Raw genomic sequence first — 22541 nt, 5'->3', positions numbered from 1 at the left:
GATCATCGTGCCAGCGTGAGGTTGGCGAGAAGGTCCGCGATGTTGCGGTGTGCGGCGACGGGGGCTTTCAGACGCTTGCTCGATTGCGCGATTAGTCCAGTTGTGTGCCGCTCTGCGACGATGTGATCGGCGTATCCGGCGGCGGCGGATAGGTAGAAGAGATCGTTGAGGTCGTTGTCCTGCCACGTTGTGCGAGGGTTGAGGTGCTTGTCAACGAACATCGAGCGGAACATAGCGATCGCCGGGGTGGCGATCATCTCCTTGTTCCAGATGTTCCGAACCCACCGGTCGAATTCGATCGTGCTGACGTTGGCATGGGCAGCCGCCTTGGCCGTTTCGCGACTCAAGTCATCGAGCGCAAAGGCGTATGCGATCTGCCGTTTTTGGGCCTTGGGGCGGTGATCGGCAGCGAGGGCGTCCGTCGTTTGTTGTTGCTTTGTGCGCCATCCGAGGGAAGTCTCGCGGCGGATCGGGGCAGTGTCGAGTAAGAGATCGAAGTAGACGATGGTTGAAATCCCGGATTGGAAGGCGAACTCCAGATCGGCCGGCAGGCCGCGCTCGGCGGGGTCATCTTGCCGCACCATGTAGCGTGCTTCATCGTCGTGAATGACCCACGGTTCGAGGGTGAACACCGGGGGAGAAGTCGAGAGTCCCGCGCCGGCGTGGGCGGCGATGTCTCGCTGTAGTTCGTGCGCCCAAATGGCAAGAGGGTCGCGCATCTGCCATCCCTTGCTGAGTCGGAGCATGGTGAGAGCCAGCTGGTAGCGAGAGTCGTCATCGAGCCAGTGGGAGGTTTCGCTGTGGTGCCCTGCGGAGATCGGCAGGATGACCTTTCCGGCCTCGGCAAGCGCGACGAGCTCCAGTGCGGCCTTGCGCTCTGACTCGGGAACTCGTTCCGGTGCCCTGGAAATCTTTGCCAGGGTCGACCAGTGATTCTGATCCAGGTAGATGACGGGTCGCCCATCGACGGGTGCGAGGTTGTGTCGGCTGGGCATGATGCCGAGCACGTGATCACCGCGATTCGTCTCGAAGATAATGTGGCGGGCGTGCCAGAAGTAGACGATCCGAACGATCGCGCGTTCCGGATCGTCGTTGGGTAGGGCGGCTGCTTCAAATATTCGGCCGTCCTTCACTCGGATCAGGAAGCGACCCTGGTCGATGTCCCAGATTATGGCGTCGATCTCGCGCCGTAGACCGGCCCGCGGTGTCTCGTCTGTCAGCTTGTCAATGAAGTCGTCGGCCACCATCGCCCCTATTCCCGCCCTACGGCTTACTGCAGCGACCTCAAATCTTCGCGATCTCTCCTGTGTCCCGGAGCCGCTCTCGTGGGCCTGTCCTGGAATCGTCCCATTTTCAGCAGACGTGCGTCGGCGCCTACTTCGCGAAGTTGGGTGGTTCAATAAACGGCGCGCAGGTGAAAATGAAGGTCGACGTGCGGTGGGGCGACTAGGACTGTTCTCGGATAGTCTTCGGATCATCCTGACGATCAAGCCGAAAGCGGGGCAGTGGGAATGGGCCCATCGAGCTCGAAGGCACGACGAGCCGCTCGGGCGGCGAACGTGACTGCTCGCAGCGCCCAGAGTTCTGGCGTCGCCAAGTGCTACGTCGAGCGGTTTGAGAATGCCGCTGGCGCGCCCGATCTTCGCCTTCGCGAGAAGTCGACTAAACGGCTCGTGAGAGTCTTGACGGATAACCAGACGTTCAGGTCATTTGCGCCGTTGTCAAACCTGCTGCAGGACTGTCACGCGCATGGAGGCGGCCTCGTTGAGCCGCGGAGTCGCGCGGAGTGCATCGCCATCTCCGCGCCGATCGTGGCGCAAGGTGCTCAGGAGATCGCTGTAGCATTCGAGCGCTTCTCGGTGAAGGTCCACATCGTAGCCGCGGGCGTCGCATCTCCTCCGACATCGGTTTGGTCCTACATCGAGGAGTACCCCGACGAGGACGGCGGTCTTGGCCTGCGTCTTCGGCAGAAGGTCACCGGCCGAAAGATCGAGATGTATGGCAAGAACCGGGACCACCTGCTCACATTTCTCAGCAGCGCGCAGTTCACAGGCGCCGACATTTACATGCCGAACCTCTACCAGAAGGACGGCTTCGACGACTACGTAATGGTTTCCGGAGGCACGACCACAGACTCGTATGACGTGGTGCTCTTCAACGACGGCGTCGAACTCACCTACTTGCTTGGTCCGACACCCGACACTGCATACCGGGACGCGTTCCGTGTGCTGGCAGAAGAGTCAGCGCCCGAGGCGCATGCGCGTACCGCGCAGACGCACTTCGACAGTGGCCGGTACCGCGAGGCCGTGCTCTCCGCGCGACTCGCTCTCGAGACGGCGTGTGGCGGAAGGGGCGCCGATGTGAAGCGCCGGCTCGCTGATGCTCCCGCTGATGTCGCGGCTGCGGGTGATGCCCTATATGGAAAACGCCACGTGGCTGTCCATGAGGGCGACACGCGAGTCGAGCAGCCCGACGCGATACAGGCGATCCGCGCAATGCGCGGCGTTCTGGCCTACCTGGTCCACGACGGTTCTTGAGGGCCAGCCAGCGCGGTCAGGATCTAAATACACGCACCAGTAAATGCCGTTTCAGCTCGAAGCGAAGTACATCGAGTCTCTTATGGTGCAGGACATCAAAGCGATGCCGCCTTAATGACGTCGAAGAGGTTGCCGGGAATTGGCGCGGCGGTCATGGTGCCCAGGGGTGGGAGTGTGCCGTCGAGGCGAAGTCCGTCCGCAAGTACCACCGTGCTGGGTCGACGCCAGTTGATGGCGTTGAGCGGAAGAAGCGGGAGGTCGGCTAGGTCACCTTTGGGCGCGCTATGGAGTAGTTCCCACGCTGCGCCCTCAGCGACCAGCGGATGCTCGATCGCCCATCCGGGATGGTAGACAAGCGTCAAGCAAATGCCTTCGACCGTGATCATTGTCATCGGGAACCGTGTGGTGCTGCCGTCGTCGAGTTGAACCACCTTGGGAAGCAGGACGCGTGCGGTCGGAGTTCCCTTCTCCTGCTCGGCGCGAAACGCCCACAAAGAGAGCCCGTCGGGCGCGGGAGAGCCGTCGGTGAGCCACGCGAAGTCTTCCGTCTCCCATTCTCCGATGATCCGGTGCTTGTTGATCTCGGGATGCTGGTGGAGAGCGAGTGGATGAGTAGCGAGGAGAAGGATCTTCGCGAACCAGAGCCCGACGACAGCCCACTCCTGCGCCTCGGCCTCACCGATCCACGAGTTTGGTGCCAACCGCCTGACGATCTCCTTCGCCGGCTTCTCGAAACGGGTGTCGAGGGTTGCGTTACAACTCCGACAAGCCGGCACGAGCAAGCGCTGACGCTCAGGGAAATGAAGAGGCTCGTCGTCACGGTTGAGGAGGGCCTCACCGTTGGACGACCAGGCGAAGGACGGAGGTCCAGCTGTGTCGGCATCCTTAAGGAACCACGCCGGCCAGACATGTTCTCCCTTGCCCACGGCGGGCCTGATTGCGCAGATTACACAGTTCACCATGCGGAAAACCTAGCGCGTCCAACCGCGGTCCACGAATGCCTCGTGCATGCACAAATTGGTGGATGGAAGCCGCCCTCGCGCGTTCACGCGACAGCGATGAGCGCATCGAAGGGAGTTCGCAGGATGGTCTCCCACTAAACGCAGTTCCCGCTCTCGGATGGGGTTCGGGCCGACGAATTGATCTTGGGGGGGTGCCCCTATGTTTTTGTCAAGCCGCGAGTTGATGGTCGGTTTGGTAGAGGGTGCCGTCGCGCAGCATGGCATAGAGGACGTCGCAGCGTCGTCGGGCGAGGGCTATCAGGGCTTGGTTGTGGCGCTTGCCCTGGGCGATCTTGCGGTCGTAGTAGGCCCGTGAGACCGGGTCGCGGAGGGCGGCGAAAGCGGAAAGGAATAGCGCCCGTTTGAGGATCTTGTTGCCTCGCCGGGAGGGATGTTCACCACGGATGGAGCTGCCGGAGCGCCTGGTCACGGGGGCCAGGCCAGCGTAGGCGGCGAGGTGGCCGGCGGTCGCGAAGTCCTTGCCGGAGACTTCGGTGAGGAGTCTGGCTGCGGTCCTGATCCCGACTCCGGGCATGCTGATCAGGACGGGGTGAAGAGGGTGAGCCTCCACGAGCCGCTCGACTTCGACGGCGATCTCGTCCCGTTGCCGGCGGAGCGCGGCGAGCTGTTCGGCAAGCTTGGGGAGCACGATGCTGGTCGCGTTCGTGCCCGTCACCACGACGGTCTGCTCGCCCAGCGCCCGGGTGATCTCGTCCGCGAGGCGCCGGCCCATGCGCGGTGCCAACTTCAGCAGCCGGTTCCCAAGTCGGGTTGGGCCAGCGGTCTTCATCGCCGCTGGCGTTGGGTAGCGCTGCAGCAGATCCAGCACCGCCGGATGGTCCAGGTGCGGGCCCAGGACCCGCTCCAACGCAGGGTGGATCTGGGTGAGGAGGCCCCGGATACGGTTGCTCGTGGCCGTGATCTGGCCGACGACGTCGTCGTCGAAACCGCAAAGCATCGAGAGCTCAGCGACCTGCTCATCGGCCAGTTGCAGCGACCGCAAAGCATGCGGGAGGCTCCTCGCGGCTTGGGCGATGATCGCGGCATCGCGGGCGTCGGTCTTGGCTTCGCCCGCGTGCAGGTCCGCGATGCGCCTCATTGCCAGCCCCGGCAGGTAGCCCACGAGCACGTCTTCGGCCTGGGTGACGGCGATCGGCAGGGCGCCGATGGTCGCAGGCTGATCGACGACGAACAAGACCTGGCCGTGTCGTTTCAGCTGCCCGATCAGCTCGCGGAGCTTCGCTTCGTCATTGGGCAGTGCCTTGTCGAAGAGTTGCTTGCCGGCCCGGTCAAGGGCGACCGCGTGGTGTTCTCCCTTGCCGACGTCCACGCCGATGAAGACGTCAACGCTGTCGTAGTTCTCGATCATGAATCCTCCGTCTCAGGTTCCACAAGTCGGCCTGAACCGCGGCATCGAGTCTCGGCATCCACGTTACGAACGGCCTGAGACGAGTCCCGGTCCAGCCCCTATCAGCGATCACCTGATGCCAGTCAGGCCCGGTGACAACACCCCCCGGATCATGGGCGACTGGGGGCAAGAACCATGCCGAGCCTGACAGGCCAACACCCTCACACAACTACACGATCAAGGGCTACGAAGAAAGTAACGGGGTATTGCAGGGAATACCGAGTTGAGGCTCCGGCCCCAGAGACTCACTGCGACCTCGACGCGGTGTTCCCCAGCATCACTAAGGCTTTGCGCCTGATCGCTCCGCGACAGGCTGGAACGAACACTTCGGCTGCATCTCCCGGCGCGGCATCGATTCAATGCCATTCTGGGGAGATGAGCAGCCCCAACCCCAGCCCAGGTGACTCGCCATCCAACGCCGACAGCGTCGCCTGATTTGACCGCACCATACCGCTCGCCGTCGAGGCTCTCGAGCACCGGGCACGCGACGTCGAGAGCGTTGCCGGGGCGGGCGACGACGCGGCTGTGGTGAAGGCATATGCGGCCGCACGCTTCTTCATCGTCCAGATCGATGTCGATATGCGAGTGCTGCTGCGCGCGATGGCAGCGGATCCGGCGGCGCGAGCTACGACCGAAAAGCTCCTCGCCCTCGTTCTCCGAGAGAGCATCGAAGGCATCTACCGGGTGCTGGGGGACCTGCAACGCACTGCACGCACTCAGACCGGACGATTCGCCGACTTCATCGAGGTGGATCAGCTCACGGCTGCGCAGGATGCCTACAAGAGAAGCGGCCGAGACATCGCCGAGGACCGTCCCTTCAAGGAGACGCTCGTGAAGATTCGCAACGAGGTCGCTGCCCACATGTTCAGCGACGCGGCCGGCATCGAGTCAGCGGCTGCCTGGGTCGTGTCTCGCTCCGTCATGCCGAAAACCGATGATGCGATGTTCAACAGCCTGATCTTCAGCCGCTCGATCCAGGTTCTCCGCGCGCTCCACACGCTCGACGAGGCACTCGCCAACATTCGACGGCCGTAATCGGCGGCGACCGTCGATGAGGTTCAGTGAATGTCGGAGGCCGCCCTCACACTCATGGCATGTCAGACCTTTACACCAAGAATGGCCGCCCGCTTCGGCGCAGCGGTGACAAACTCTTTGCCCGTTCGGGAAGGTATGTTGGCCGGATTAGGGGCGACTCGGATTTCGACCCGACTGGACGCTACGCAGGCACCATTGTCGGGGAGCGTGTCGTTTACCGTTCCACGCACTCCGCACGAATATAAGGCCCGTCAGTGTCTGGAAACAGAGGCGGAACTGGAGCGGGAATAGCGGGGCTTCCGGCATGTGGGGCGACGAACCCCCGTTCGCGGACTGAGCAAGATTATCAAACTGGTCTCTGGCCCTAGGGTGGATCCCATGATGGAACTTCCACTATCCGCCGGCGGCGACTTAGTCACTCGTCTGGCGCGTGAACGCGATCCCGTTCGCGCTGTCGTTGAACTCGTCTGGAACGCCATCGACGCGGAGGCCGACACGGTCCGGATCGAGCTCGTTCGGACTGCTATGGATGCCATCGAGAGCGTGACCGTCGAGGACGACGGCCATGGAATCACCTCGGATGAGGTCCAAGCGACGTTCGGACGCATTGGAGGCTCGTGGAAGGCGCTCGTGAGTCGATCGAAGAATGGCAAGCGTGGACTTCACGGCCAGCTCGGCGAGGGCCGTCTTCGTGCGTTTGCCCTCGGGTCGCGCGTCACATGGGCGAGCGAGAGCATCAACGCAATCGGCGAGCGGGAGCGAGTAGTCATCGAAGGCGTCAAGGAGCGTACAGAGCCTTTCAGCTGGGAAGCATCACGTTCGACCGAATCAAGGACCGGGACCGTCGTCACGGCCCTAAACGAGCAGGACCGCAGTCTCAACTCACTTTTCAACGACACCACGCTGACGACCCTGACCTCGCAATTCGCACCGGTGCTGCTGAACGACGACGCTCTCGCCATAATCTTCGATGGAGTCAAACTAGATCCGAGCGACGAAGTTCTGGACGACACGATCGTCGAGGTCGCTCTGGACAACGACCCCGAGGCGGTCATTTCAATCCGCATCATTGAATGGCGAACGGGTAAGCATCGCGCTGTTTACTTCGGCGAGGACGCGGAGCGCTTTGTAGTGGAGATGTCGGGCGCCGAGCTGGAGAACCAGACCGCGTTTTCGGCCTACGTCAGCTGGGCAGATTTCGACGTCGATACGTTCTCCGAGTTGGGGCTCGGCGAGATGGCACCCGACCCTGCTGGCGCTGTCTGGCGTGCGACCAAGACGGCGGTGCGGGAGCATTTTGCATCGCGCCGTCGATCGAGACGCCGAGACCAAATCGATGAGTGGAAGTCGAAAGGCATCTACCCGTATAAGACCGAGCCGACAACCGAAGCCGGCAAGGCAGAACGGGCTGTGTTCGACATCGTGTCGAGTGCCTTGGTGCCGCAGATCCCGAAGCGTAAAGACGGCGCGCAACTTACCCTCAATCTCCTCCGCGATGCGCTGAAGACCGATCCCGAGAATTTGGCGCTCCTAGTCAGTGAATTCGTGGCACTGACCGAGCAAGATCGGCAGGCGCTCACGAAGCTGCTCAGCGAGACGACTCTCGCCGGTGTAATCCGTGCTGCGAATCTCGTGACCAGCCGCACCAAATTCCTCGCGGGGATCGAGCATCTACTGTTCGACCCGGAGGACTCGAAGAAAGTTGGCGAGCGGGACCACCTCCACAAGATCCTGGAGCACGAACTCTGGATCTTTGGGGAGGAGTACCACCTAATGAATAGTGAGCGCGGGCTCACGCAACTCCTGAGGACGCACCTGAAGCTCGAAGGTCTGCCTACAGGCAAAGTGGAGCCGGTCAAGCGCTGGGACGGCAAGGCGGGGCGGGTCGACCTGCACCTCGCCGCAAAAGCGAAGGAGCACGACCGGATCCGCCATCTCGTCGTCGAATTGAAAGCGCCGGATATTAAGGCAGGACGGACTGAGCGTAACCAAGTAGAGGACTACGTGAATGTAGTCCTCAAGACGCCGGCGTTCGCGAGCGATCGAGCGGTGTGGGACTTCATTCTGGTCGTCACTGACTATGACGAGATCGTCGAAAACTCCTTCAAGGGCGATGACCGAGAGGTCGGACTAATCCTTGAGCCTGACAAGAAGCAGGGACGTCCGACGATTCGCGCTTACGTGCGTCGTTGGCGGGACATCATCGACGAGAACAAACGCCGACTTGAGTTCGTAACGAGTTCCCTGGAATTCGATCCATCACTGGCTGAAGGCCTCGCCTTCATCCGCGAGGAGTACGCCGAGATGCTGCCCGACGCACTCGGGCAGACCGAGCATTCGGTGGGTGTGCCGGCATGACCGCTTCAGACGGCATCCGGATGGGCGATCAGGTCGAAGTGTTCTTCATTACCCGGTTGAGCCCAACCGGTACTAACTGACGACGATCTCCTATTCCCTTACGAAATGGCAGTGAGCTGTTGTCAGCAACTGCAGTACTGAAGGCTCATGTCAGCCGCGCTGGGACGGTGGCATCGTGTGTAACGCCGTTTGACGCCGCGATTCACACCTCATGTGGCCGAGGCGTATGCAGAGGCGTTTCGCGCTAAGGCAAAGCGATACCCGCCGCTTGCGCGGCAGCAAGGAAATCGGTAGCTGGCTGTCGGCCTTCGAGCCACCGCACCTGCAGGTCGGGCCACTTCTGGCGAAATGCAATCGTCTCGTCGTGAACCGCGTTCATGAGCTCGGCTAGGTTCTGAGTGGACTCAAATTCCACGCCGACTCTGTCGTTATCAAGCCCACCTTCAGCACCCCACCAAGGCTCGCCGCCGTCCTCGTCCTCGAGGCGGTAAACGTCGACATCACAGAAGCGGCCCATGCTAGGAATTATCCAGCATTCGAGGTGACGTGGGGCCGGGACTGCTATTGGTTCGATTGGCTCGGGTGATGTGTCGTTTCTATGCCGAGTAAGCGTGTCCGTGATCTATTCTCGGGCGTCGCGCGAAACCGCGCGCCCCCAAACTCCTCCTGATCGGATATCACCCTACCTCTCCGACGCTATTCACTCGGGACAGCTTGAGCACCTAGATCATGCCGTCGTCAAAATGTCCGGCACCCAACGCGTTAGCCTCGACGACGCGCCGTCACGCATCCGCTGCGGCTATCGCTCCGCGATCGCCTCAAAATCCATTGGGAAGCCACTGGGGTCAGCGATCAGGTCGTCGTAGACAGCTCGCAACTCGGATTCGTCGGGGTCGTTTCGAAATTGTCTGTGAAGGCGTGGGTGGAGACGGCGTAGAACGAGTAATAACCATCTCCTTCCAGTGCAGCCATTGAAGACATGCATTTCCTCAAAATCGTTGAATCCCTCACCCTGCAGCGCCCCCCGAAGACGTCCTGACAAGTCCCTTCGGTGCTCTCGTAGAGGACGGCCGCTGCCGCGCGCTCATCGACAGAGTTGTGCGAGCAAATGAAGCCGTAGCCTAGGCCAGTCACGTCGCCTTGAGACGAACGCTCGTCCACCACTTCGGTCAACCCCCGTACGCGGATGGTCGTCCAGACCAATCGCTGCTCCACATCGATTGCCACGCCTCTTGCAGATCGAGGCGGCACACCTCCTAGGTAACAACGGAGGAGGCCGCGGTGACGGTGTCGATGCGGGTGATGAGCGCCGGCGATGGCTACAAGTACTTGCTGCGCACCGTCGCTGCCGGTGACGGACAGCGGTCGCTCTCCACCCCCTTGACCCGTTACTACAGCGCGAAGGGAACGCCAGCTGGTCGATGGATGGGAAGCGGTCTTTCGGGTCTCGGCTTCGGGAGCATCGTTGAGGGCGCCGACGTCACGGAGGCCCAGCTGCAGAGACTGATTGGGTTGGGGCGCGACCCGGTCGATGGCGCACCGCTCGGTCGTGCCTATCCCGAATACCAGGGGCCAGCTGATCCTGCATCACCCGGCATCGCTCAGGAGATCGTCGCCCGGCGGCGTGCCGTTGCCGGGTACGACTTCACGTTCTCGATTCCGAAGTCGGCGAGCATCCTCTGGGGCGTGGCAGACGCAGCCACGCAGGAGCGGATTGCCGGGGCACATCACGCAGCGGTCTCCGAGGTGGTCGCGTACATGGAGCGCGAGGTCGCGGCGACGCGAACAGGAACCACCGCGTACGACGGAGCCGTGGCGCAAGTTGATGTGACGGGCCTGATCGCCACCGCGTTCGACCACTTCGACAGCCGGGCCGGCGACCCGCACCTGCACACGCACGTGGTGATCAGCAACAAGGTGCAAACCGTGCTCGACGGCAAGTGGCGCTCGCTCGACGGCCGGCCGATGCACGGTGCCGTCGTCGCGCTCTCCGAACTACACGAGTCATTGTTCGCGGACGCGCTGACGCGATCCCTGGGCGTGCGGTGGGAGATGCGGGAGCGGGGGAGGGATCGCCACCCGGCCCTGTCCATCAGTGCAGTGCCTGAAGTGCTCGTCGCGGAGTTCTCGTCGCGGTCACGGCACATCGACATCGCGACCGACGCCCTCATCGATGCTTTCCTGGATCGGCACGGCCGCCGGCCAGGCCCGGTGACGATCATGAAGCTACGCGCCCAGGCGACACTCTCCACGCGGCCCGCGAAGGAGGTGCGCTCGCTCGCCGAACTCACCGCCGCGTGGCGCGAACGAGCGGAGCGGGTGATTGGCGAGGACGCGACGACGTGGGCATCCGTGGCAGCCACAACCTCGCAGACACGTATGTTGCGTGCCGAGGACATACCGCGGGAGGCGATCGATCAGATCGGGAGCAGAGTGATGACGTCGGTGAGCGAGAAGCGTGCGACCTGGCGGCATTGGAATCTCGCCGCTGAAGCAGCGCGCCAGCTCGCGCAGCACCGATTCACCTCGGCGTCGGATCGCGAAGCCGTCATCGGCCTCGTCGTGGATACCGCCGAGCGGGCCTCATTGCGGATCACGCCACCTGAGCTCGCGCCGAGTCCTACTTCGTTCCTCCGAGCCGACGGCACGTCCGTCTTCCGCCCGAAGCACGCCACCCTCTTCACGTCGACGGACCTGCTGGACGCGGAGTCTCGGCTGCTGAAGCGCGCCGCGGACACGACCGGCCCTCGGGTCGCCCCGGGCGTCCTTCGTGCAACCGCACTCGCGCAGCTATCGAATGGCGTCGTGCTCGCTGACGACCAGGTCGCCGCGCTCACCGCCATCGCCGGCTCAGGGCGAGGCATCGATGTCCTTGTGGGTCCGGCCGGCGCAGGCAAGACGACCGCGATGACCACGCTCCGGAACGCGTGGGAGGCAGCGCATCACACGGGCTCGGTAGTGGGGCTCGCTCCCTCGGCCGCAGCCGCTCAGGTATTGGCAGAAGATCTCGGTATCCCAACCGAGAACCTGGCGAAGTGGTGGCAGAACCATCTCGACCACGGAGAGACCTTCCACGCCGGCCAGCTCGTCATCGTCGACGAGGCCTCCTTGGCGGGCACGATGTCCTTGGATCGGATCACCGCGGTTTCCTCGAGCGCCGGTGCCAAGGTTCTTCTGGTTGGCGACTACGCGCAGCTCCACTCGGTGGCCGCCGGAGGCGCATTCTCACTGCTGGTCCACGGCCGGGCGGATGCACCCGAGCTCGTCGATGTGCACCGCTTCACGCACGAGTGGGAGAAGACAGCCTCCCTCGGACTGCGGCAGGGCGACCTCGGCGCGATCGACCGTTACATCGCACACGCCAGAGTGAGTGGCGGGGATACCGAGTCGATGTCGGATGCCGCCTACACCGCTTGGCGCGCGGACACCAGAGCCGGCCGGGCGACCGTCCTGATCAGCGACTCGAACGAGGCTGTCGCCGGGCTGAACGCACGTGCCCGCACAGAACTCATTCTCGAGGGCCGCATCGACACGGTCCGAGAAATCTCCCTCCACGACGGAAACCGTGCGGCTGTCGGTGACACGGTGATCACCCGCCGAAACGACCGGCAGCTGCTCACCTCCCGAACCTGGGTGCGTAACGGAGACCGGTGGACCGTGACCGGGGTGCGCCGGAACGGCTCGGTCGACGTCCGCCGGCACGGCCGTCGGTGGGGGAGCAGGGTGCTGCTTCCGGCGGACTATGTCTTGCACCATCTGGAACTCGGCTATGCCGTCACGTCGCACCGCGCGCAGGGCATCACAACCGACACTGCGCATGTCGTCGTGTCTGCTGGTATGACGCGGGAGAACCTCTACGTGGGGATGACTCGAGGTCGAGAGGCGAACACTGCATACGTCGCAATCGACCGACCCGATGTTGACCATGTCGGGCCGCGGCCAAGGGAGAGCACGGCCCGCAGTGTCCTATTCGGGGTCTTAAACCACGTCGGCGCCGAACCGTCCGCACACGAGAGCATCGCGGCGCAGCAGGACGCTTGGGGTTCTGTTGCGCAACTCGCGGCAGAGTACGAGACCATCGCGACGGCAGCGCAGCGCGACAGATGGACAACATTGCTCCGAGTTAGCGGGCTCCCAGCGGTCCATGCTGACCAGGCCATCGAGTCGCAGGCCTTCGGGGCGCTGATGGCGCAACTGCGGCGAGCCGAAGCCCACCACCACGACGTCCAAGCACTGCTGGTTCGCGTCGTTGCGGTACGCGGCTTTGACGATGCCCAGGATGTGGCGGCCGCCCTTGGCTCTCGAATAGCAACTGTGATCGAGCGTGACGCTGCGGCAGGTCGATCGCGCAGGAGACCACGGATGATCGTGGGTCTCATCCCAAGAGCAACCGGACCAATGATCGCGGAAATGCGTCAGGCCCTGGACGAGCGCGGCGACCTGATCGAATCCCGCGCCCTCGCCGTCCTAGACAGTGCACTTAGCGCGGGAGATCAGTGGACTCGAGAACTCGGGACCGTCACGCGTTCCACCGCGACAACCGCTTGGAGACAGCACGCTTGCACGGTGGCGGCATATCGAGACCGTTACGCAATCGTCGGCGCAAGCGCGCTCGGCTCGGTCCCACAAACGGTGGCCCAGCGCCGTGACGCGTTTCGCGCTCGTACCGCGCTTGAGGCTGCGAAGCGGCTCGCGGACGGAAGAGACTCGTTCGCCACAGCTCGTCCATCGGTCCCCGCTGGTGCTCCGCCTATCCGTATCGGGATCTAATTTTTAGTCAGGCTCAAGCTTCACGCACCGATCCCACCCGAAGATCGCTAAAACGATCGCAATTTCTGTCGCAAATGCCTGATTGGTAGCCCATTTTCAAAATCACCCAGTATCGTTTGACCGGGGTTAGACCGCCTTTGTCGCACGCCATCCTGGGGGACGGCCGAGAACATAGAAAGCCACACGTCCGGCCTATCTCATCGGACCTTAAACTCAATGACGCATTGGAGAAGCATGGCTGAGCTCGTAATCCGTGATCTTGGAAAGGTCCGAAAGGCGCTGGCTCGGGCCGCGCGAACTGATGCGAGCACCGCAAAGCATGTGGTGAATAGGTTCATTGAGATTCGTCCCGGGATCGAAGACAAGCTTGCGGCGGAGCGTCATCACTTGTTGACAGGTCGCCGGGGCACCGGAAAGTCCACTCTGCTCTACGTGTTGCAGAAGAACCTGAAGAGCGAAGGGGTCGCAGTCGCGACGCTCGATATGGAGATCTACAAAGGGCGGGAGTACCCAGATGTCTTGATCGAGGTACTCATCGAGCTCCTGAACAAAGTCCGCCCAGGGAGGTCCCTAAAAAGGGGGATACCTAGATTGAAGATCTGGCTTCGCGTTCGAAAGCTGAAATCACTCCTTCGGAAAATGTTGCGCGACCCGCAGACACTTACCCGCTCCATGTCGCGAGGCACGGAGCAGGCAAGCGGAGGGGGATTCGACGTGGCGCTAAAGGCAGCGTACAAGGGCCAGGGCGCAGGAGGATCGTTTCTTGGGAAACGAGGCAAAAACGAGTCGATGATTGCAACCGGCGAACATGAAGAACTCAAGATTCAGCGGCTTCAAATTCTGGCCGGCAGCATCTCGAGGCTTCTCTCGGATATGGTCGCAGCGTCAGACGAAGGATACGCAGTCGTGTTCCTCGATGACTACTACTTCGTCCCACTTTCGGAACAACCCGCAGTGCTTGACTACCTCCACCAGATTTGCAAAGGGACAGGCGTCTGGCTGAAAGTTGGCGGAGTCGGATCTCGGCTGAATACCTACGTCGACGGTAACCCTCCTGTTGGAATGGAAGTCGGACAAGATGTCAGCTCAGTCGCAATCGACGTGACGTTGGCTGAATTCGCGACGGCTCAGACCTTCTTGGAGCGCGTCTTGGCAGGTATTTTGGCTGAGTTTGACGTCACGCCATCGGACCTGTTCACAGGGGACGCCCGCAGCAGGATGGTCCTTGCGTGCGGCGGAGCAGTGGCTCGCGACTACATAACACTTACTGAATCGGCACTCGATGAGGCTGTCGAACGCATGACCAAGTCCGGCAAGTACGACGCTGACGCAGTCCTGAAGATTTGGACTGTAGATGTTCAAAGCGCCGTGAAGGTGCTCACGAACCTGAAGGAACGGGAGGCGTTCAAGCGAGATGCTGGCTCCGATGCATCTGCCCTCAGCGGACGGTGGGGAGACATCTGTGACTTCAGCCGCAAGACCGAGGACCTTTTCATTCTCGTTCCCCAGGTGCAACTTGAGCGAGAACCATGGGGGCAGGAGATCCAGCAGCTTGAGAATCTCCGTCTTATCCACAGGATTGGAGACACGACTCCGAATGCAAAGGCTTGGCAAGGAGTCAAGGTAACGGTCTTCATGATTGACCTGGGGCAGCTACCGACAGTCCGGCTGGCGAAGAAGATCCCCGAGTTTTGGAGTAGCGCGGCCGACTTCAACAGCTTGCGCAGAGCCAGCTGGGTTTACACGCCGGATTGGCGCGGAGTGCCGGTCGAACCCATTTCACCAGCCCTGTCCTGAGCTTATAAGGTGACTGAAGCTCCTGGGCAAGCGACAGGATAGCTCGGGAGCATTAGGAGAGTGACGGAGGTCGGCGTTGTCCGGCATCGGAACCCTGAACGCCGCGACTCAAGGGGTTGCCCGATTTGTATCCTGTCGCATTGATTCGAACAGGTGTGTCGGTGTGCGGATAGGGCGAAGCGGTCTAGAGAATTGAGAAGCGATGACCCGGCAGCAGATTGAGGATCTGGTCCATCTTCTGGATCTGCAACCGCAGACAGAGATCGGGAACGATGGCTTCGTCTTCGGTAACTACATAGAGTTCCCGTCGGCTATCCAGATTGATCGTGACCTCATCCCAGATGTTCTAGATATCCTCGGAGCGCCGCTGCCTTTCGAGGGAGCAGTCACCGCCTCCTCACTTCATTGGCTGCCGAAGTTGAATGCGTCGACGCGAGCCTTGGTTCTGAAGACGCTGGGCGAACCCACAGTGGTGACCACTGAGACGGGGGAGTACTTGCTGAGGTTTCCGCACTTAGGCGTCAGGCAGAAAGAAACCACCGAACTCGTGGATCACCTCCTTCCGTCGACAGTGTATGAACACGACCTGCCGGACACTCACCTGTACTGGCAGCCAGACCCAGAGAATATGAACCAGGATGCCGATGACGAGTTGCTCGACTTGTACCGGTCGCAACCGGTCACGCTCGACACTCTCATAGGCGAGCTCACCTCTCTGCACACAACGTTCGAAGCGACCGGAGAGACGACCGTTCAGAAGGCAATCCTGCTCGCGTGCTTCTCTCTCGTTGAAAGCTTCACTCGCCAGCGAGCCTTGCTCAAGGTGCCCCTCTTTCCTGATTCACCGAAGCTTGAGCAATTACTACTCAAGCTCCTCCGGCGTGAGGTTGTGAACGACCAACGCCGTCGTCAAGTGGTCAACGCACTCGAGCCGGAAAAACTCTGGGAGGAAATTCCGGAGTGGCAATTGCGCAATGCGCTGGCGCACGACATCGGTACTGTGCTCATAGAAGACGGAACGATCACCTTCGAGGACGCCAATCGAAAGCCCCAGAAAGTGCTGGCAGATCAGCTCTTCGAGGGCCTGATTAGCTATGCGAACAAGACCCTCGGGTAGGCGAGACCTCGGGAGACGCCACGAAGCCCATAACGGCCGCAAGCGATCGCACGGGTTCTAGTGCCCGTGCTGCACGCTATCGATGGAGCTGGTGCCAGCTCACGCGGCACCGGCCAAAATGGTCGGTATCGCGAGCACCCACAGCCCCTGCCAGAAAAGGTTACCCGCCTTGAAACGCAGCGAATCCCGAACCGTGTCCGCGCGTTCGGGGCACAGAGCGGGAGACCTCACCCGTGCCGACGTGCCGTCGCGAGTGTGGCCGCCAACATGGGCAGATCACGTCAAGCCCTAACTCATGTGGGCCGGTATCGCATGGCGACTGCCCCCGACCGGAACTCATGGCGGTTCACGAGTTCGAGCTGGATGCGCTCACGCAGACCGGCGAGCAACGTCGGCCCGTGTCCGGCAAGAACCGGCTGCACTAGGAACTCGTACTCGTCGATCAACTTCAGGCTGGCTAACGCTAGGGGGAGCGTCACGCCACCGACCCACAGGCCCTCGCCTGACTCCTGCTTGAGGTGCTGAACCGCTTGCGCCAGGTCGCCTTGCACCAGCTCGGCATTCCAATCGATCCCGCTCAGCGTGCTCGACACGACGTACTTTTTCGCCCGGTCGATGGTCTCCGCGAACGGGATCTGCCACTCGTCCATCCAGTCAGGCCACGTACCCGTGGCTGGCTTCTGCCACGCCGACTGCATCATCTCGTAGGTCACGCGGCCGAAGAGCAGGGCGTCGGCTCGCTCCAGCTGAGCGGTCCAGTAGCGCATTGACTCCTCGTCCGGGGGGAGTCCTGCCTCGTGGTGGCAGCAGCCGTCCAGAGTGACGTTGATCGAGTATCGGAGTGGTCTCATCTCGTTGCTCTCCTTTGACGCTCACCCCCCGCGTTCGTCGGACCCTTCTCCATCGATTGCCGGGGCTGTTCCTGATCGACGCACTAAATTCGCGCCCAGTGTATAGCGCCGATCGTGATGCGAACCAGACCGCCGACCGAGCGCACGAACGATCCCCATCACCGCCCGTGCTCGATCATTTGCGGCGGCATCCGGGGAAGAGGTCGGGAGGGCCCATGGGACCGCTCAAAGCGGCCTCCCAAGTCCATCATTTACCCATCTAATTCATCTCTATTTGACCCAAAACGATGGGCTACAATTAGAGGCAGCGAATCGCCTGATTCCCTGTAAACACAAGGGAATCCGAGGGTTTTCGGACACATTCGGCAACGACCAAATTAAGGCCAGAACCTTCAAGGGGTCGCAGGTTCAAATCCTGTCAGCCCGATCAAAACCAGCGGGCCGTTCCCGAAACTCCGCACGCAACGGTGCGGCCGTTCTTGGTGATGCAGTTTCTGGGCTCACCTGGCCCCCGGGGACGGTCGGCGAACTGCGAGGCGACGATGCCGAGGTTGGAACAAGACGGTGACGAACTTCACGTCCCGAGTCTCTGACTGTCGGGCCCCTGACGTTGTCTCTAATTGCGGGTGAGGCTTTCGAATGGCCGCATGTAGGTCGAACCGAAGCCGTCGAGGATCGTCTTGGCCTCCTCATTCGGATCGCCGAAACCGACGTATCCGGTGATGTCCGCGCATTCGAGGAAGCTCTCGGCGAACTGCGGGAAAACCACGGTGACGTGGCTGACGACGGACGTCGAGTCTCGGTAGCTTTCAAGGATGTGCACGAGGGGCTCGTTCTGGTTCACGGTGTCCTCTCCTGTCATATCCGCCAACTTTTTGGCGTCCGGCCGCCACGGGGCTCTTCCGTAGGCTTTCTCATAATCCGAGGCAAAGGCAAAGGCAAAGGCAAAGGCAAGGGCAAGGGCAAGGGCAAGCGACGTGCCGGTCACGGAGAATGCCGAATACCTGAACAGTCGGCCGAGGCTCCGTCGGGTCCGCGGCATGAGTACTGGGGTTCGGTATGGTCAGCGGGCCAGTTACGGTCTAACGGTGCCGGAAACCGATGGGAGGTGACGCTGCTAGGTTTGCGACATGGACGAAATTTCAGTCCGCGACGAGATCGCGGCCTTCGTCGCCGAGCGTGATTGGGCGCAATTCCACAGCCCAGAGAACCTGGCGAAGAGCATCGCCATCGAAGCCGGCGAACTACTCGAGTGCTATCAGTGGAACGCGGATGCTGACACAGGTCGGGTGAGCGACGAACTAGCCGACGTACTCACGTACTGCATCCTGCTGGCCGATCGCCTCGGGGTGGATCCGAATCAGATCGTGCTCGACAAGCTGGCCAAGACCCGCGAGAAGTATCCGGTCGACAAAGCGCGGGGGCGCAGCGACAAGTATGACGTCCTTTGAGATCGAGCGGCTCGACTTCACGAAGGAAGCGATGCGGGCCTGGGCGCCGCGCGACCACCGCAACACCAATTGGCCGGTCGTCTACGTTCTGGACGATGCCAAAGCCGGCAGCACGCCCGCGGTCAGGGGCGGGCTCAACGACGTCTATGTGGGGGAGTCGCGTAACGCGGCCGGGCGCATGCGCCAGCACTTCGAGTCGACCGAGAAACAGCATCTGAGCACGGTCCGTGTCATCGTCGACGCGACATTCAACAAATCGGTGTGCCTCGATCTGGAGTCCTACCTGATTCGGATGCTCGCCGGAGACGGCTTCTACCGCGTGCTGAACCGCAACGATGGAATCACCGAGGCGGACTACTACGACCGCGGCCGGTACCGCGAGACCTTCCGCGAGGTGTTCGACGAGCTCCGGCGTGACGGGGTCTTCACCCGCAGCATTCCCGAGATCGAGAACAGCGATCTCTTCAAGCTGTCACCGTTCAAGGCGCTCTCGCAGGACCAGGCCGTCGCTGTCGACGGTATCCTCGAGGGGCTCTTCCAAGATTTCAAGGCCGGCACCGACAGCACGATCGTCGTGCAGGGTGACCCGGGAACCGGTAAGACCGTGGTCGCCATCTACCTGCTCAAGCTGCTCGTCGACATTGCGGCCTCGACTCCCGGTGATGACGTGGACAGCGACTCCCTGTTCTCCGAGTTCTTCGTGCCGGGGTATCGGGAACTTCTCACGGACATCCGGATTGGCCTGGTCGTGCCGCAGCAGTCGCTCCGCGAGTCGATCAAGAAGGTGTTCCGCAAGACGCCGGGGCTGCGGCCGGAGATGGTCATGACCGCGTTTGAGGTGGGCTTCGCCGAGGAAGACTTCGACCTGCTCATCGTCGACGAATCGCACCGGCTGAACCAACGAGCCAATCAGCCCTCGGGCGTTCAGAACAAGAACTTCAGTGTGATCACCCAGAAGCTCTTCGGGAGTGACGACAAGACGAAGACCCAGCTCGATTGGATCACCGCGAAGAGCAAGCATCAGATCTTCCTGCTGGACGCGGCGCAGAGCGTGCGCCCGGCCGATGTGCCTCCCGAGTTGTTGACCGGTCTCGTGCGCCAGGCGAAACTCTCGAGGCGTCACCATCCGTTGATGTCCCAGATGCGGGTTCAGGCCGGGTCGGATTACGTCGGCTACGTCAGGCGCATTCTCGATACGCAGGTGACCAGTACGTTGCCGCCGGTCGCTGCGGAGTTGTTCGAGGGCTACGACTTTCGGATGTTCGACAGCGTCTCGGAAATGCGGGCGGAGATCCGCCGTAAGGATGCCGCGGTCGGGCTCTCGCGCCTGCTCGCCGGGTACGCGTGGGCATGGAAGACCAAGACCGACAAGACCCTTTACGACATTGAGATCGACGGCTGTCAACTGCGGTGGAACAGCACGCAGACCGACTGGATCGCGTCGCCGAAGTCGGTGGACGAAGTCGGCTCGATCCACACCGTGCAGGGATACGACCTCAACTACGCAGGTGTGATCATCGGCCCTGACCTTCGCTTCGATCCCGTCGCAGGGAAGCTGGTCATCGATCGAGGGTCGTACTTCGACAAGAAGGGCAAGGAGAACAATCCGGTCCTGGGCAAGACGTACACCGACGACGACCTCCTGCGGTTCATCACCAACATCTACGCCGTACTGCTCACCCGCGGCATCCGGGGGACCTACGTGTACGTCTGCGACCCCGCGCTTCGCAACTATCTGCGGGGATTCATACCGATCGCTGTGTAGCTGCTCCCGATTCCGCGCGGTCGACATGAGTCGGTACGGGAAACGTCGCTGGGTCGCTCTGGTCCCCCGTTCTGGGGTGTTCGCCCCGTCTCCGACCAATCCCTGCCTCCAGTAGATTTCAAACAGTCGTGTCTGCACTCGGTGCTGAGTGCGGTGAAATGGGGGATCAGATGATGAAATTCGGCAGGCAAAAACCGGAGCCAGCGAAGCCACTGATCGACACGTCTTCGACAGCCGAAAAGAAGGCGTCCAAGCCGACTCTCAGTACCTGGGTCCTCGGTGGCCTGGTCGCTTTCTTCGCTCTGATGTACGCCATCCTCGGTGGATTCCCCGCAATTCTCGTCATTCTGGGAATGGCGGCTCTGGTGACGGGCGTCTACGCGATCTCTGGTCGCCGGCCATGGGCATCCGTATCAGCCCGCAAGACAACTGCGATCGCGGTGGCGGCCAGCCTTGTCTTCTTCATCTCCGGTGGGGTCGCTGCCGCGGCGCCAGGTGCAGCGGAAACTGCCTTGGCTGGGCAGCCCACCGCTAGCGCGACGCCGAGCGCAACCCCCACTCCCAGCCCAAGCCCAAGCCCAACCCCGACGCCGGGACCGGAATTCTCCGAAGAAGCGCCGGTCGACCCCGCGACGGTCACTGCGGCGACTGAGGGCGCATCGGTCGTAGTTGTCGATACAAGCTCCACCGACACCACGGCACTAACGCTCCTCGCAACCATCCCCGTCAAGGGAAAGGCCGCGAAGACCGGCTACGAGCGCACTGGCATGTTCGGATCCGCCTGGATAGACGTGGACCGAAACGGATGCGACACCCGCAACGACATCCTCGCTCGGGACTTGAACCCCACCACCAAGTCAGGCACCTGTCGGGTGATGACCGGTTACCTCGTTTCGCCCTACACCGCCACGCCAATCGCCTTCGTTCGGGGTCAGGACACGTCAGCGTTGGTCCAGATCGACCATGTAGTCGCTCTGTCGAATGCGTGGCAGACGGGCGCTCAGCAGCTCACTCAGGCTCAGCGCGTTTCTCTGGCGAACGATCCCATGAATCTCCTCGCCGTCGATGGTCGCTCCAACGCTCAAAAAGGCGACGGCGACACCGCCACCTGGTTGCCGTCGAACAAGGCGATCCGCTGTGGCTACGTCGCACGTCAGGTGTCCGTCAAAGCAACATATGGTCTGTGGGTGACTCAGGCGGAACACGACGCTATGACCCGCGTCCTCGGCTCTTGCACTGGTGAAATGGCACTGACCTCCTCGTTCACGCCTGCGCCAGCTCCGGTTGTTGTCGCCCCTCCTGCGCCGGCTCCTGTCGTCGTGGCCCCTGAACCGGCTCCGGCACCTGCCCCTGCGCCGGCACCTGCCCCTGCGCCGGCACCAGTCGACGTCTACTACGAGAACTGCGATGCTGTGCGCGCTGCGGGAGCGGCCCCGATCTCCGAGGGATCGCCGGGTTTCCAGCCCAAGTTTGACCGCGACAAGGACGGCATCGGCTGCGACGCTTAACGAATTAGCGGCTGACCAGGTGAGTGTGTGGCAGGTCCCGGAGCCCGACGTTCTGTGCGATTTTCGCGGGCACCTGCGGATCGTCCAGCTCGAAACGGATGCCCGCCATCTGCACGGCCGTCGTGAAGCTAGTAGCTTGCTTGCCCGGGATCGCTACTAGGTCGTCACCACCACCGCGGGTGAATATCGATCCGGTCGCCGTGATTGTCCTCGTACCATTGGTTCGTTGTCGCTCCGATGCGGTCTCTTTCGATCATGATCGATGCGTCCTCACCTGCGGCGAGCGGTCGCCAGCCGGTGGCTGCTCGAACGAGGGCAGCATGCAGGTGGGGTCGGAGGCCAGGCTGATTCAGCGCCTGGTTACCACTATGAAATGACTCGACTGTGCGCATCGCAGTCCCGAGGCCCGGGCGAGCGAAACGCCGCCAGGTGTCCTTCGCGTGGTCACCGAGCGGAACGTGCGGGTGGAGTCTTATGAATGCGGACTGGTCTCTTGATCTATCCGTCTGGGATGATTGCAGGTCTCTTGGGCGCGCCGCGTGGATTGAACTCCGCGGAAACTGTCTGCCGCAGATGGGCCGAGAGCGCAAACATGTTGCCGACGACCAGAAATTCCGATTGCCCGTGCTCAGGGAGGTGCTTTGTGGTACCGCCGCTGGGTGGCCAATCGGATGGCGTAACGGACAGGGACTACCAAAGCGACGATCATGATTGAGGCCGCAAGACCACGGGCCGTGGCGACAGACCAGATGCCCAATAGATCATCTAACGGGGCTGAGCCAGGAGTAGCGAACCGGAGAACAGTCACAGCCAGGACACAAAGGCTCAAGCTTAGGTCAAGTCCAAATGTGTGGTGTAACGCGTCTGCCGCGTGATTCTTGGATTTCTAGGCGCTGAGGGCGCCGAGTTCGGTTGCGGGTTCCTCCTTCTCGGTCGGGACGAG

Annotated in this window: 16 protein-coding genes; 9 read left to right on the top strand and 7 right to left on the bottom strand. The window is 61.9% G+C overall.

The window, feature by feature from the left end:
* Positions 1 to 2: 2 nt before the first annotated feature.
* Entirely contained in the window at positions 3 to 1247 is a 1245-nt protein-coding gene (locus tag E3N86_RS00830) for a hypothetical protein (protein WP_134511131.1), read from the bottom strand.
* A gap of 312 nt (positions 1248 to 1559) precedes the next feature.
* Between E3N86_RS00830 and E3N86_RS00825 the strand changes: the two genes are divergently transcribed.
* Positions 1560 to 2537 carry a hypothetical protein gene (locus E3N86_RS00825; protein ID WP_134511130.1) on the top strand — a complete coding sequence of 326 codons (978 nt, stop codon included), beginning with the start codon at positions 1560 to 1562 and terminating at the stop codon, positions 2535 to 2537.
* Positions 2538 to 2632: 95 nt separating this feature from the next.
* Here the strand turns inward: E3N86_RS00825 and E3N86_RS00820 are convergent, their stop codons facing one another.
* Positions 2633 to 3499, bottom strand: a complete 867-nt coding sequence (locus tag E3N86_RS00820; protein WP_134511129.1) for a hypothetical protein — start codon at positions 3497 to 3499, stop codon at positions 2633 to 2635.
* 208 nt (positions 3500 to 3707) lie between these two features.
* Positions 3708 to 4907 (bottom strand): IS110 family transposase, encoded by a 1200-nt coding sequence (locus E3N86_RS00815; protein ID WP_134511128.1) that lies wholly within the window; start codon positions 4905 to 4907, stop codon positions 3708 to 3710.
* A 564-nt stretch (positions 4908 to 5471) separates the two neighbouring features.
* Between E3N86_RS00815 and E3N86_RS00810 the strand changes: the two genes are divergently transcribed.
* The gene (locus tag E3N86_RS00810; protein WP_134511127.1) at positions 5472 to 5981 is read left to right on the top strand and encodes a hypothetical protein; all 510 of its coding nucleotides are present in this window, start codon (positions 5472 to 5474) and stop codon (positions 5979 to 5981) included.
* Between the two features lie 378 nt (positions 5982 to 6359).
* Positions 6360 to 8339 (top strand): ATP-binding protein, encoded by a 1980-nt coding sequence (locus E3N86_RS00800; protein WP_134511126.1) that lies wholly within the window; start codon positions 6360 to 6362, stop codon positions 8337 to 8339.
* A 244-nt stretch (positions 8340 to 8583) separates the two neighbouring features.
* Here E3N86_RS00800 and E3N86_RS00795 read toward each other — a convergent pair whose 3' ends face one another.
* The gene (locus E3N86_RS00795) at positions 8584 to 8856 is read right to left on the bottom strand and encodes a hypothetical protein (protein WP_134511125.1); all 273 of its coding nucleotides are present in this window, start codon (positions 8854 to 8856) and stop codon (positions 8584 to 8586) included.
* A 335-nt stretch (positions 8857 to 9191) separates the two neighbouring features.
* Positions 9192 to 9566 carry a hypothetical protein gene (locus E3N86_RS00790; protein WP_134511124.1) on the bottom strand — a complete coding sequence of 125 codons (375 nt, stop codon included), beginning with the start codon at positions 9564 to 9566 and terminating at the stop codon, positions 9192 to 9194.
* A 66-nt stretch (positions 9567 to 9632) separates the two neighbouring features.
* Here E3N86_RS00790 and mobF point away from each other — a divergent pair, with 66 nt between their 5' ends.
* The 3 genes from mobF (at position 9633) to E3N86_RS00775 (ending at position 16023) form a co-directional block, all read left to right on the top strand.
* Positions 9633 to 13109, top strand: a complete 3477-nt coding sequence (gene mobF, locus E3N86_RS00785) for a MobF family relaxase (RefSeq protein WP_134511138.1) — start codon at positions 9633 to 9635, stop codon at positions 13107 to 13109.
* 234 nt (positions 13110 to 13343) lie between these two features.
* On the top strand, positions 13344 to 14906 hold the full coding sequence (locus E3N86_RS00780; protein ID WP_134511123.1) for a hypothetical protein: 1563 nt from the start codon (positions 13344 to 13346) through the stop codon (positions 14904 to 14906).
* A gap of 202 nt (positions 14907 to 15108) precedes the next feature.
* A complete protein-coding gene (locus tag E3N86_RS00775) occupies positions 15109 to 16023 on the top strand; it encodes a hypothetical protein (RefSeq protein ID WP_134511122.1) in 915 nt (304 codons plus the stop codon).
* Between the two features lie 293 nt (positions 16024 to 16316).
* On the opposite strand, the gene E3N86_RS00770 is transcribed toward E3N86_RS00775, so the two are convergent.
* Together E3N86_RS00770 and E3N86_RS16635 are read right to left on the bottom strand one after the other, a co-directional pair.
* Complete coding sequence (locus E3N86_RS00770) at positions 16317 to 16874, bottom strand: dihydrofolate reductase family protein (RefSeq protein ID WP_134511121.1); 558 nt, start codon at positions 16872 to 16874, stop codon at positions 16317 to 16319.
* Between the two features lie 616 nt (positions 16875 to 17490).
* Positions 17491 to 17862: a hypothetical protein gene (locus tag E3N86_RS16635; RefSeq protein ID WP_166784963.1), complete on the bottom strand. Its 372-nt coding sequence runs from the start codon at positions 17860 to 17862 to the stop codon at positions 17491 to 17493.
* Between the two features lie 142 nt (positions 17863 to 18004).
* On the opposite strand from E3N86_RS16635, the gene E3N86_RS00755 reads away from it, so the two are divergent.
* The 3 genes from E3N86_RS00755 to E3N86_RS00745 all read left to right on the top strand — a co-directional run bounded on the left by E3N86_RS00755 (position 18005) and on the right by E3N86_RS00745 (position 21598).
* A complete protein-coding gene (locus E3N86_RS00755) occupies positions 18005 to 18325 on the top strand; it encodes a nucleotide pyrophosphohydrolase (protein ID WP_134420695.1) in 321 nt (106 codons plus the stop codon).
* Positions 18312 to 20090 (top strand): DUF2075 domain-containing protein, encoded by a 1779-nt coding sequence (locus E3N86_RS00750; protein ID WP_134420693.1) that lies wholly within the window; start codon positions 18312 to 18314, stop codon positions 20088 to 20090. Before E3N86_RS00755 ends, E3N86_RS00750 begins: the two co-directional genes overlap by 14 nt.
* Positions 20091 to 20260: 170 nt before the next feature.
* The gene (locus E3N86_RS00745; protein WP_241985895.1) at positions 20261 to 21598 is read left to right on the top strand and encodes a DUF1524 domain-containing protein; all 1338 of its coding nucleotides are present in this window, start codon (positions 20261 to 20263) and stop codon (positions 21596 to 21598) included.
* The last annotated feature ends 943 nt before the right edge of the window (positions 21599 to 22541 follow it).

It is taken from the genome of Cryobacterium sp. Hz7 (assembly GCF_004402815.1).
GTDB classification, from domain to species: Bacteria; Actinomycetota; Actinomycetes; order Actinomycetales; family Microbacteriaceae; genus Cryobacterium; species Cryobacterium sandaracinum.
Note: the sequence above shows the minus strand (reverse complement) of the source record. Positions and strands in the feature narration are given on the sequence as shown.